This window comes from Mycobacterium helveticum (assembly GCF_007714205.1).
Classification (GTDB): Bacteria; Actinomycetota; Actinomycetes; order Mycobacteriales; family Mycobacteriaceae; genus Mycobacterium; species Mycobacterium helveticum.
In genome coordinates this window covers 1-14,125 of sequence record NZ_VMQU01000134.1, presented here as the reverse complement: position 1 = coordinate 14,125, position 14,125 = coordinate 1, and the positions used below count along the sequence as shown (strand labels likewise).

The following is a 14,125-nucleotide window of genomic DNA, read 5'->3' as shown; positions in this document are numbered from 1 at the left end:
ACGATCACGTGCGCGTTCGTCCCGCCCATCCCGAACGACGACACCCCGGCCCGCCGCACACCGCCCGGCCACGGCAACGGCGTCGTGTTGACCTGCAGCCCGAGCGCCGGCAGGTCGAGCGTGGGGTTGGACGCGGAATAGTTGAGACTTGCGGGGATCACGGCGTTTTCGATCCCCAGCACGGCCTTCAGCAGACCGGCGATGCCCGCGGCGCCGCCGGTGTGGCCGATGTTGGTCTTCACCGATCCCACCCGCAACGGTTCTGCTCGACACCCGGCGAAGACCTCCGCCAGCGCGTTCGCCTCCACGGGATCGCCGACCCGGGTGCCCGTGCCGTGCGCCTCGACGTAGTGGACGTCGGCGGCGTTGCGCCCCGCCCGGGCCAGCGCGCTGCGGATGACGTCGGCTTCGCCGGGGACCGAGGGCACGGTCTGACCGGCGGCGGTGTGCCCGGCGTTGCCGACCGCGCTGCCGCGGATGACGGCGCGGATGCGGTTGCCGTCGTCGAGGGCGGCGCGCAGCGGTTTCAGCAGCACGAGGCCGGCGCCTTCGCTTCGCACGTAACCGTCCGCGCGCCCGTCGAACGCATAGGTGTGACCCGACGGGGACACGGCACCGAATGCCGTTTCCAGTGCCTCGGTTTCGTCGGCCAAGTTCAGGTGGATGCCACCGGCGATCGCCAGCGCCGACTCACCGAGGCGCAGGCTCTCGCAAGCCAGGTGCACGGCGACCAGCGACGACGACTGCCCGGCATCGACGGTCAAGCTGGGTCCGCGCAGCCCGAACGCATACGACACCCGGTTGGCGATCATCCCCCGGGCGATGCCGGCGAAGGACTGGTGATCCAACTGCTCGGCCGCACCGGCCAGCGTCAGCAGGGCGTAGTCGTCGGTCATCGCCCCGAGGTAGACGCCGACCTGTTCCCCGCTCAGCGTTGCCGGCACGACGAAAGCGTCTTCGAACACTTCCCAGGCCAGTTCCAGGGCCAATCGCTGCCGCGGGTCCATCGCCCGGGCCTCGCGCGGCGACAGGTTGAAGAACTCGGCGTCGAACCAGGCGACGTCCTCGATCGGCGCCGCGGCTTCGACGCCGTCGCGGATCAGACGCCAGAAGTCCCGGGGGCCCGCCGCGGACGGGAACCTGCAGGCGAGCCCGATGATCGCCACATCCGTCGACCGTGCGCCTTGCCTCACGGTATGAGGTCTAGCACGACCGGTGCCGCCGGTCGACCCGCGGCGCCTGATGGTGACCGCGATCGCGGAGTGAAAACGAACGTATGTCTGCCCATGGTGTCCTTTGGCTGCTCATGCTCCGACAGGGCGTGCAATGGCACTGAAGTCGGCTAAACCCAGACCCGGGCAGGGCAGTCCTGCGCCTCTATTTGTCTATTTGTCGTGTCTGCGGGTTGTCGTGTCTGCGGGCATCGTTTCGGCCACGGCCGCAGACCTCGAGGATATCCGGTCGTCGCTCGCGGCCGCGCATGTCGCCGCAGCGTTTAGCTCAGGGGCCGGCGTCCTCGTCGAGGAGCGCGAAGAGCTGACTTTCGGTGGCGGTCGTGATGTCGTCGTCGAACGGGACGTCGGAATAGACCGGTTCGGGTGGCGCGGTCAGGCCGGCGAGCATGACCTGCAGGCGACCACTCAACCGTGCTTTGTCGTCGGGGCTCCAGCCGGGCCGGGCCAGCAGGGCTTGGAGTTCCCCGGCGACGTCGTTGAACCGGGCCAACGGATCCGGCTGTGTGTCGTTCGAAGGTGTTGGGCTGCTGGCAAGTTCGGCATCGACGTATTCGGCCAGAGCCGTCGGCGTGGGGTGGTCGAAGATCACCGTGGGCGACAGCGTCAGCCCGGTGGCGGTTTTGAGCCGGTTACGCAACTCGACCGCGGTGAGCGAGTCGAACCCGAGGTCTTGGAAAGGCTTGTCGCCGTCCATGTCCGCGACACTGTGGCCCAACACGGTGGCGGCGTTGCCGCACACCAGGTCGACGAGTTCGCGACGGCGCTGCTCGGCGGCCATACCCGCCAAGCGCGCCCGCAGGCCCGTCGCCGCCAAGGTGGCGTCGGCGTCGGCAACGACGCGTCGCGCGGGCCGGCCAGCCAGCTCCCGCAACAGCGGCGGCAGGTCGGCAGCGTTGCCGGACAACGCCGCCCGGTCGAGGCGGGTGGCCACCACGACGGCCCGCTCCCCCAGCAGGGCCGTGTCGAACATTTCGAGCGCCTGCTCGCTGGACAGGGCCGCCAGTCCGGCTCGGCTTATCCGGGATTTGTCGCGATCGCCCAGGTGGGCGGTCATGCCCGAGGCCTGCTCCCACAGTCCCCAGGCCAGCGACAGCCCCGGCAGGCCGCGGGCCCGCCGGTGGATGGCCAGCGCGTCGAGGAAACTGTTGGCCGCCGCATAGTTGCCCTGACCGGGGGCGCCCATGATCCCGGCCAGTGACGAAAACAGCACGAACGCCGACAGATTCAGATCCTGGGTCAGTTCGTGCAGATTCCAGGCCCCGGCAACCTTGGCGCGCAGCACGGTGTCCACCCGATCCGTGGTCAACGACGCGACCATGCCGTCGTCGAGGACACCGGCGGCGTGGATCACGCCCGTCAGCGGATATTCCTCGGGCAGGCCGGCCAACAGTGCCGCCACCGCGTCGCGGTCGGCCACGTCGCAGGCCACCACCGACACCCGCGCCCCCCGCTGCGCCAACTCGTCCACCAACTCCTCGACACCCTCGGTGGCCCGTCCACGACGGCCGGCCAGCACCAGGTGCCGCACGCCGTGGTGGTTCACCAGGTGCCGCGCCACCGCCGACCCGGCCATGCCGGTCCCGCCGGTGATCAACACCGTGCCCGCGGCCAGCCCGACGCCGGGCGCGCCGGGCACGGTGAGCACCACCTTGCCGATGTGACGCGCCTGGCTCACGAACCGGTAGGCGTCCGCGGCGCGGCGCACGTCGAACGTCTTGACCGGCAACGGCTCGAGCGCTCCCTCGCCGAACAACGCCGTCAAGTCGGCCAGCATCGCCGCGATACGGTCTTCGCCGGCTTCCATCAGATCGAACGCCCGGTAGCGCACGTCGCGATGTTGGCGCGCGACGACCCGGGCATCGCGCAGGTCGGTCTTGCCCATCTCGATGAAGCGCCCGCCGGGGGCCAGCAGCCGCAACGACGCGTCGGTGAACTCACCGGCCAGCGAATTGAGCACCACGTCCACACCGGCACCACCGGTGGCGGCCGAAAACTTCGACTCGAACTCCAACGTCCGCGAATCCCCGATGTGGTCGTCATCAAACCCCATGTCGCGCAACGTGTCCCATTTGCCGCGACTCGCCGTGACGAAAACCTCTGCGCCCCAATGCCTGGCCAGCTGCACCGCGGCCATCCCCACCCCGCCCGTCGCGGCGTGCACCAACACCCGCTCACCGGAGCGCAGCCCGGCCAGATCCGCCAACCCGTACCACGCCGTCAAGAACGCCACCGGCACACCCGCGGCCCGGGACAGCGACCAGCCGTGCGGCACCCGGACCACCAACCGCCGATCCACCACCGCCTCGGAGCCCGCCAGCCCCACGATCCCCAGCACCGCGTCCCCGACGGCCAAATCCGGCACATCCGGGGCGACCTCGGCCACGATGCCGGCCCCCTCGGCCCCCAGCTGCGCCGCACCGGGATACATGCCCAGGGCCACCAGCACGTCCCGGAAGTTGACGCCGGCCGCGGCCAGCGACACTCGCACCTGCCCGGCCGCCAGCTCCGCGCGCGGGCACTGCTGCGCCGTCACGTCGTCCAACGTCCCCCCGCCGCCGGCGGCCAACCGCCAGCCGCCACCGGGCAACCGCAGCAGCGGCGCAACGGGAACCGGCCGCAGCCGGGCGCCGTGGACGACGCCGTCGCGGACCACCAGTTGGGGCTCGCCGCAGGCGAGTACGGCGTCCAGCCCGACGGAACCGTCCGAATCCACCAGCACGAAGCGGCCCGGATGCTCGGACTGCGCCGAGCGGACCAGGCCCCACACCGCCGCGCCGGCCAGGTCGTCGACGCCCTCGTCGGCCAGGGCCACCGCCCCGCGGGTCGACACCACCAACGGGCCCGATCCGTCGCGAACCAGCCGGGACTGCAGCACCGACAGCGCCTCGACGGTGGCCGCATGCACCGATTTGACCGCTCCCCCGCCCCCGGGGACCGACTCCCACACCGAGTGGTCACCGCCGACCGCGTTGTCGGCCAGGGACACCGGAGCCCACGCCACCTCGAGGAGCCCGTCGCGGGCGGGACGGCCACCGGCCGCGGCCAACTGTTCGGCAGAAACCGGGCGAAGCACCAACTCCCGCACCGACAACACCGGCAGGCCCGTCGCGTCGGCCAGTTCGAGCGACACCGCGCCGGTGCCCGCCGGCGCCAGCCGCACCCGGACCCGTGCCGCCCCGGCCGCGTGCAGACACACCCCTTGCCAGGAGAACGGCAGCACGGCCGCCGCCCGCTCGTCGGCGACCCCGAGCGCGTGCAACGCCGCGTCGAGCACCACCGGATGAATTCCGAAGCCGCCCAACGCCACATCGGCGTCCTGCGGGACCTCGACCTCGGCGAACACCTCGTCGTCCCGCCGCCACGCCGCCCGCAGGCCGCGGAAGGCGGGACCATACCCGTAGCCGCGCGCGGCGAGCCCGTCATAGGCCCCGGCCACGTCCACCGCCGTCGCGCCGGCGGGCGGCCACACCGCCAGATTTGTGCCGGGTTTCACCGCGGCCGCGCCCAGGGTCCCTTCCGCGTGCAAAGTCCACCCCGAATCCGGTTCGGGCGCAGACGAATACACTGCAACCGTCCGGGAACCGGCTGCGTCGGCGGCACCGACCACCACCTGGACCGCCACGCCGCCGGAGGCGGGCAGCAGCAACGGCGCCGACAATGTCAGCTCCTCGATCACCGGGCAGCCGACCTCGTCAGCGGCCCGCAACACCAGTTCGACGAACCCGGCTCCGGGAAACAGCACCACCCCGCCCACGGCATGGTCGGCCAGCCACGGCTGGGTGCCCACCGACAGGCGGCCCGTCAGCACCACCCCACCCGAATCCGGCCGCTGCACCACCGCGCCCAGCAGCCCGTGCCCGGCCTCCGCCAGTCCCAGTCCGCCGGCGTCGCGCGACCCCACCGCCGAGGCCGGCAGCCAGAACCGGCGCCGCTGGAACGCGTACGTCGGCAGCGGCACGGTCCGGGCGTCCAGTCCGGCGAACACCGCGCGCCAGTCCACAGCGATGCCGGCGGTGAACAGTCGGCCCGCGGCGGTGAGCAGCGCGTCGATCTCGGGTCGGTCCTTGGGCATCGTCACGACCGGCATGGCCCGGTCGTCGCGAAGGCTCTGCCGCACCGAGACCGTCAACGCCGCGCCGGGGCCCACCTCGAGGACGACTCCGGCCCCCAGCGACTCGGCCAGGTGCACGCCGTCGACGAAGCGCACCGGCCGGCGCACGTGCTCCACCCAGTAGTGCGCCGAGCCGTACCCCGCATCGGCCAGGTCGCCGGTCAGGTTGGACACCAACGCCATCCGGGGCGCACCGGCCGTCACGCCGGCCAGCACCGCGGAGAACTCCTCCAGCATCGGATCCATCAGGGCGGAATGGAACGCGTGCGAGACGGCCAGCCGATGCGCCCGCCTGCCCCGCGCGGTCAACTGCTCGACAATGGCGTCGACCGCGGCGTGCTCGCCGGAAAGCACCAGCGAGGTCGGACCGTTGACGGCCGCGACGCCCACCCCCTCGGTGAGCAGCGGCGCCACCTCGTCCTCGCCGGCGGTGACGGCCACCATCGCCCCGCCCGGGGGCAGTCCCGCCATCAGCCGGCCGCGCGCGGCCACCAAACGGGCGGCATCGTCCAGGGACAACACCCCCGCGACGTGGGCCGCGGCGATCTCCCCGACCGAATGGCCCATCACCACGTCGGGGATGACGCCCCAGGCGCGCCACAGCGCCGCCAGCGCGACCTCGACGGCGAACAGTGCGGGCTGGGCGAATTCGGTGTTCTGCAACAGTTCCGGGTCGTCGCCCCAGATCACCTGGCGCAGTGGCCGGCGCAGGTGCGGGTCCAGTGCCGCCGCGACCTCGTCGAAGGCGCGGGCGAACTCGCCGAACCGCCCGTACAACTGCGCGCCCATCCCGAGCCACTGCGAGCCCTGACCGGGAAACGCGAACACCGTCTTGCCGGCCGGCCGGGCACGCCCCACGACGGCCGCACCGGTCTCACCCGCGGACAATCCGCCCAGCCCGCGCACCAACTCGCCGCGGTCGGCGCCCACCAGCACCGCGCGGTGTTCGAGAACCGGCCGCGTGGTCGCCAACGACCAGGCCACGTCCACCACCGGCACGTCCGCCCGTGCGCTCAGGTGCGCCGCGAGCCGCCCGGCCTGGGCGGCCAGCGCCGCCTCCGAGTGCCCCGACACCACCACGGGCACCACGGGGTGGGAGTCATTCCGCCGGACGACAACGCTTTCCGATTCGGCGGGCGGCTGTTCCACGATCACGTGCGCATTGGTCCCGCTGATCCCGAACGACGACACCCCGGCCCGCCTCGGGCCGTCCGGCCACGGCTGCGGACCGGTCAGCAACGACACCGCGCCCGCCGTCCAATCCACATGCGGCGTCGGCACATCCACGTGCAGCGTCTGCGGGATCACGCCGTGACGTATCGCCTGCACCATCTTGATCACCCCGGCCACCCCCGCGGCGGCCGAGGAGTGTCCGATATTGGATTTGACCGACCCCAGCCACAGCGGCCGATCCGTCGGCCGGCCCTGCCCGTACGTCGCCAGCAGCGCCTGGATCTCGATCGGATCGCCCAGCACGGTTCCGGTTCCGTGGCCCTCCACCACGTCCACGTCGGCGGTGGTGAGCCCCGCGTTGGCCAGCGCCGCCCGAATCACCCGTTGCTGCGACGGCCCGTTGGGGGCGGTCAAACCGTTGGAGGCGCCGTCCTGGTTCACCGCCGAACCCCGCAGCAACGCCAGGACCGGGTGGCCCAGCCGCCGGGCGTCGGCCAACCGCTCCAGCACCAGCACGCCCGCGCCCTCCGACCACGAGGTCCCGTCCGCGGCACCGGCATACACCTTGCACCGGCCGTCGGCGGCCAGCGCCCGCTGCCGGCTGAACTCGACGAACGCCGCGGGAGTCGCCATCACCATGACGCCGCCGGCCAGCGCCAGATCACACTCTCCCGAGCGCAGCGACTGCGCCGCCAGATGCATCGCCACCAACGACGACGAACACGCCGTATCCACCGACACCGCGGGCCCTTCCAGCCCCAGCACGTAGGACACCCGGCCCGAGGCCACGCTCAACGTCGATCCGGTGAGCCCGTAACCCTCCAGCTCCCCTTTGACCTCGCCGCCGTAGCCGGCGTGGATAATTCCCGCGAACACCCCGGTCGCCGTGCCCCGCAGCCCCAGCGGGTCGATCCCGGCGCGCTCCAGGGCTTCCCACGAGATCTCCAGCATCAGGCGTTGTTGCGGATCCATCGCCAGCGCCTCGCTGGGTCCGATGCCGAAGAACCCGGCGTCGAAGTCGGCGGCGTCGTGCAGGAAGCTGCCCCGGCGCGTGTACATCTTCCCGCGGGCGTCGGGGTCCGGATCGAACAGAGCGTCCACGTCCCAGCCGCGGTCGGCCGGGAAGTCGGCGACCGTGTCGCGGCCCTCGACCACCAACTCCCACAGGCGTTCCGGGGAATCGGCCCCACCCGGGTACCGGCAACCCATCCCCACCACCGCCACCGGCTCGGACAGCCTGCCCTCCAGTTCGGACAGTTGGCGCCGGGTGCGTCTCAGGTCGGCGGTGAGCCGCTTGAGGTAGTCGAGCTGCTTATCGGTGCTCGGCATCGTCACTCCTGGAGATCTGGGGCATCAGTGGCCGAGTTCCTCGTCGAGGATGGCGAAGAGTTCACCTTCGGTGGCGGCCCGGATGTCGTCGTCGACGTCGTCGGGGCGACCGGCGGTGGTCAGTGCGCCGAGCAGGTGGCGCAGCCGGGTGGACATCTGCGCCCTGTCGTCGGGGCCGGAGTCCGGGTCGCCCAGCAGGGCTTCCAGTTCGCGGGCAACGGCGTGGAACCGCGTCATCAGGTCGGGTTGAGCGGTGGCGGTTGTCGCGCCGAGCTGGGCGTCGAGGTACGCGGCCAGGGCGGTCGGGGTCGGATAGTCGAAGATCAGCGTGGGCGAAAGGGTGAGCCCGGTGGCGGTTTTGAGCCGGTTGCGCAGCTCGACGGCCGTCAGGGAGTCGAAGCCGAGCTCCTGGAAGGTGCGGCCGCCCTGGAGGTCCGCGGCCTGCGTCAGGCCCAGCACGGTGGCGGCATTGCTGCACACCAGGTTCGCCAGGTCGCGTCGCCGCGCGTCGGGGCTCAGACCGTGCAGGCGCGCGCCGAGGCCGTGCACCGACGCGGTGGGGCCGCTGCCGGCGACGACGCGACGGGCGGGGCGCGCAGCCAGCCCCAGCAGCAGCGGCGGCAGCGCCGCGGTGTGGCCGGACAGCGCGGCGCGATCCAGGCGGGAGGCCACCACCACCGGGCTGTCCGCGAGCAGCGCGGCGTCGAACGCCGCCAGCGCCTCTTCGGTGGACAGCGGGGCCAGCCCGACCCGGCTCATCCGGGCCTTGTCGCGGGCTCCGAGGTGCGCCGTCATCGCCGAGGTCTGCTCCCAGAGCCCCCAGGCCACCGACAGCCCCGGCAGGCCGCGGGCCCGCCGGTAGGCGGCCAGGGCATCCAGGAAACTGTTGGCCGCGGCGTAGTTGCCCTGACCCGGCGTTCCGACGATCCCGGCCATCGAGGAGAACATCACGAACGCCGCCAGGTCGAGATCCCGGGTCAGCGAATGCAGATGCCAGGCGGCATCGGCCTTGGCCCGCAGCACCGCATCGACGCGGTCCGGGGTCAACGAGGAGATCAGCCCGTCGTCGAGCACGCCTGCGGCATGGATGACCCCGCGCAGCGGGCGGTCCCCGGGGATGCGCGCGAGCATCGCTGCCAGCGCGTCGCGGTCGGCCACGTCGCAGGCCACCACCGACACCCGCGCCCCCCGCTGCGCCAACTCGTCCACCAACTCCTCGACACCCTCGGTGGCCCGTCCACGACGGCCGGCCAGCACCAGGTGCCGCACGCCGTGGTGGTTCACCAGGTGCCGCGCCACCGCCGACCCGGCCATGCCGGTCCCGCCGGTGATCAACACCGTGCCCGCGGCCAGCCCGACGCCGGGCGCGCCGGGCACGGTGAGCACCACCTTGCCGATGTGACGCGCCTGGCTCACGAACCGGTAGGCGTCCGCGGCGCGGCGCACGTCGAACGTCTTGACCGGCAACGGCGTCAACACGCCGTCCTCCAGCAGGCCGACCACCTCGGCCAGCAGCTGCGCACAGCGGTCCGGGCCCGCCTCCAGCAGGTCGAACGCCCGATACCGCACTCCCCGATGTTGGCGCGCGACGACCCGGGCATCGCGGACGTCGGTCTTGCCCATCTCGATGAAGCGCCCGCCGGGGGCCAGCAGCCGCAACGACGCGTCGGTGAACTCACCGGCCAGCGAATTGAGCACCACGTCCACACCGGCACCACCGGTGGCGGCCGAAAACTTCGACTCGAACTCCAACGTGCGCGAATCCCCGATGTGGTCGTCATCAAACCCCATGTCGCGCAACGTGTCCCATTTGCCGCGACTCGCCGTGACGAAAACCTCTGCGCCCCAATGCCTGGCCAGCTGCACCGCGGCCATCCCCACCCCGCCCGTCGCGGCGTGCACCAGCACCCGCTCACCGGAGCGCAGCCCGGCCAGATCCGCCAACCCGTACCACGCCGTCAAGAACACCACCGGCACACCGGCGGCCCGGGACAGCGACCAGCCGTGCGGAACCCGGACCACCAACCGCCGATCCACCACCGCCTGCGGTCCCGCCACCCCGAGCAGACCCGTCACCGCGTCGCCGACGGCCAGCCCGGTGACGCCGGGCCCGACCGCGGCGACCAGACCGGCCCCCTCGACGCCCAGTTCACCGCCGCCCGGGTACATACCCAGGGCCACCAACACATCCCGGAAGTTCACGCCGACCGCGCCCACGGCGACCCGCACCTGCCCGGCGCCCGGTTCGGCGGGTGCGCAGGTCCGCACCTGCACGTCCTCGATGGTGCCCCCGCCGCCGGGCGCCAACCGCCACCAGCCGTCCGCAGGCAGCCGCAAACCCGCCCGCGCCGTCGCCGGCGTCAACCGGGCGCCGTGGACCACCCCGTTGCGGACCACCAATTGCGTTTCACCGGAACCGGTTAGATCCCCCAGCTCCACCGAACCGTCGGAATCGACGAGCATCACCCGGCCCGGATGCTCGGCCTGCGCCGAACGCACCAACCCCCACACCGCCGCGCCGGCCAGATCGCGGACCTCCTCACCCGGCAGGGCCACCGCCCCCCGGGTCAGCACCACCAGCATTCCCGGACCGTCACCGGCCAGCCACGACTGCAGCACCGAGAGCGCCTCGGTGGTGGCCGCGCGGACCGAACCCGGCACCGCCCCGTCGCCGCAGGCCCACTCCCACACCACGGTGCCGTCGCCGGTGTCGCCGCCACTCGTGGGCACCGGCGACCACACCACCTCCAGCAACCCGACCTCCAGCAACCCGTCGGCGCCGGCCGGCCCGGGCGCCGGGCGCCCGGCCGGCACCGGGCGCATCACCAACTCCCGCACCGACAACACCGGGGACCCGGCCGGGTCGGCCAGTTCCACCGACACCGCGTCCGGCCCGGCCGCGGCCACCCGCACCCGGGCCCGCGACGCACCCTCGGCATGCAGACACACGCCCTGCCACGAGAACGGCAGCACCAGCCGCGCCTGCGCGTCGGCCACCCCCAGCGCATGCAGCGCGGCGTCCAGCACCACCGGATGGATCCCGAACCCGGAGGTCACGCCCGCGTCCTGCGGAAGCTCGACCTCGGCGAACACCTCGTCGCCCCGCTGCCACACCGCCCGCAGGCCGCGAAATGCCGGGCCGTACTCATAGCCCCGGTCGGCCAGCCCGTCGTAGGCGCCGCTCACGTCCACCGCCTCCGCACCCACCGGCGGCCACACCGACAGATCCGCGGCCGGGTCCACCGAACCCGCCCCCAGAACTCCCTCGGCGTGCAGCGACCACTCCGAACCGGGCTGCGCCGCAGCCGAATACACCGACACGCCCCGCGATCCCGAATCACCGGGGGCGGCCACCACGACCTGCAGCCGGATCGCGCCGTCCGCGGGCAGCGCCAGCGGCGCCGACAGGGTGAGTTCCTCGAGCACCGGGCAGCCGACCTCGTCCCCGGCCCGCAACACCAGCTCGACGAAGGCGGCCCCCGGGAACAGCACCGTCCCGGCCACCGCGTGATCGGTCAGCCAGGGCTGCGCGCCGCGCGACAGCCGGCCCGTGAACACCGTCTGGCCCGAATCGGGCCGCTCCACCGCCGCACCCAGCACTCCGTGCCCGATGCCCGCCAACCCCACCGCGGCCATGTCGGACCCCGCAGACCCAGCCGGCAGCCAGAACCTGCGCCGCACAAAGCCATACGTCGGCAGCGGTACCCGCCGGGCGTCCAGGCCGGTGAACGCCGCGGGCCAATCCACCCGCACACCGGCGACGTTGGCCTGTCCGACGGACAGATAGAACCGCTCCAGGCCACCGTCGTCGCGGCCCAGGCAGGGCACGACGACGGCGTCGCCGCCGCACTCGGCCACGGTGTCCTCGATGCCGGCGATCAGCACCGGGTGCGGGCTGGACTCGACGAAGACCCGGTACCCGTCGGCGTGTGCGGTGCGCACCGCACGGTCGAATTGCACCGTCTGGCGGACGTTTTGGTACCAGTACTCGCCGTCGAGTCCCACGGTGTCGACGGGGGCACCGGTGACGGTCGAGAAGAAGGCGACCGGACAGGAACGCGGCTCGATGCCGCGCAGCGCCTCGGCGAGCGGCTCCCGGATCGCGTCGACCTGCTTCGAATGCGACGCGTAGTCCACGTCGATGGTGCGGGCCCGCACGTCGGCGGCCGCACAGCGGCGCATCAGCTCGGCCAGCGCGTCCGGTTCGCCGGAGACCGCGACCGCCGAAACACCGTTGACCGCGGCGACGTTCAGGCGATCGGCCCACGGCGCGATCAACTCGAGCGCCCGCTGGGCACCGCAGGCCAGCGACGCCATGCCGCCCGCGCCCGCCAGCCGCGCCAGCAGCCGGCTGCGCAACGCCACCACCCGCGCGGCGTCCTGAAGCGACAGGGCACCGGCCACATAGGCCGCCGCGATCTCGCCCTGGGAGTGACCGATCACCGCCTCGGGTGTCACGCCCACCGAGCGCCACAGCTCGGCCAGCGACACCATCACCGCCCACAGCGCCGGCTGCACCACGTCGACCCGGTCCAGCCCGGGTGCGCCGGGCGCGCCGCGCAGGACGTCGGTCAGCGACCACTGCACGTGCTCGCCGAGCGCCTTGTCGCACCGGGTGATGTGCTCGGCGAACACCCTCGAGCTGTCGAGCAACTGGGCGCCCATGCCGACCCACTGCGAACCCTGGCCGGGAAACACGAACACGGTCCTGCCCACCGGCCGGGCGCGGCCCACCACCACGCCCGCGCCCGGGGCACCGGCGGCCAGTCCGGCCAGCCCGTTCATCAGCCGCCCGCGATCCGAACCCGCCAACACCGCGCGGTGCTCGAACAGCGACCGCGTCGACACCAACGACCAGCCCACGTCCACCGCCGTCAGGTCCGCGTCGGCCGACAGGTGTGCCAGCAGCCGCGCCGCCTGGTTGGTCAGCGCCTCGGCCGACCGCGCCGACAACACCCAGGGCAGCGGCGCATCGGCGCGCCGGGCCGCGGGGCTGTCCGGCTCGGCGGGGGCCTCCTCGACGATCACGTGCGCGTTGGTGCCGCTGATCCCGAACGACGACACGCCCGCGCGCCGCGGCCGTCCCGCGACGGGCCACGGGCGCGGCTCGGTCAGCAACGACACCGCGCCGGCCGACCAGTCCACGTGCGGCGTCGGCACATCCACGTGCAGCGTCTTGGGCATCACCCCGTGCCGCATCGCCTGCACCATCTTGATCACCCCGGCCGTCCCCGCCGCGGCGGACGTGTGCCCCATGTTCGATTTGATCGACCCCAACCACAACGGCCGGTCCGCCGGCCGGTCCTGCCCGTAGGTCGCCAGAAGTGCTTGTGCCTCAATCGGATCCCCGAGCATGGTGCCCGTGCCGTGCCCCTCGACCACGTCCACGTCGGCCGTGCCCAGCCGGGCGTTGGCCAGCGCCGCGCGGATCACCCGCTGCTGCGCGGGCCCGTTGGGCGTGGCCAGACCGTTGGAGGCGCCGTCCTGGTTCACCGCCGTGCCCCGCAGCACCGCCAGCACCGGATGGCCCCGCCGGCGCGCGTCGGTCAACCGCTCCAGCGCCAGCATCCCGGCGCCCTCGGAGAATCCGGTGCCGTCGGCGGCGCCCGCGTACGCCTTGCACCGGCCGTCGGGGGACAGCGCCCGCTGCCGGCTGAAATCGACGAACATCGCCGGGGTCGCCATCACCGTCACACCCCCGGCCAGCGCCAGATCGCATTCGCCCGACCGCAGCGACTGGGCCGCCAGATGCATCGCCACCAGCGACGACGAACACGCCGTGTCCACCGACACCGCCGGGCCCTCCAGGCCCAGCGTGTACGCCACCCGGCCCGACGCGACGCTCAGCGTCGAACCGCGCAGCCCGTAGCGCTCCAGCTCGCCGGGCATCCGGCCCTGACCCCCGTAGGAGCCGTGGAACACCCCGGCGAACACGCCCGTCGGCGAGCCCCGCAACGTCGACGGGTCGATCCCGGCGCGCTCCAGCGCCTCCCACGACACCTCCAGCAGGAGGCGCTGCTGGGGATCCATCGCCAGCGCCTCGCTCGGCGCGATCCCGAAGAACGCGGCGTCGAAATCGGCCACGTCGGCCAGGAACCCGCCCGAGCGGGTGTAGGACTTGCCCGTCGCGTCGGGATCGGGATCGAACAGTCCCGCCACATCCCAGCCCCGGTCCGCGGGAAAGTCGCAGACCACGTCGCGGCCCTCCACGACCACCTGCCACAAGCCCTCCGGCGAATCCACCCCACCCGGGTAGCGGCAACCCATCCCCACCACC

The 14,125-nt window shown here is 72.8% G+C and carries 2 protein-coding genes and 1 pseudogene; all 3 read right to left on the bottom strand.

Going from position 1 to position 14,125, the window contains the following annotated elements:
* Nucleotides 1-1,193 (bottom strand): beta-ketoacyl [acyl carrier protein] synthase domain-containing protein (locus tag FPZ47_RS22880; protein ID WP_145039616.1); only part of this gene is annotated, 1,193 nt, incomplete at its 3' end.
* A gap of 307 nt (nucleotides 1,194-1,500) precedes the next feature.
* Nucleotides 1,501-7,848 (bottom strand): annotated as a pseudogene (locus FPZ47_RS22875) (type I polyketide synthase); the annotation flags it as partial.
* A gap of 24 nt (nucleotides 7,849-7,872) precedes the next feature.
* Nucleotides 7,873-14,125: type I polyketide synthase (locus FPZ47_RS22870; protein ID WP_145039614.1), on the bottom strand; the 6,253-nt coding region annotated here is incomplete at its 5' end.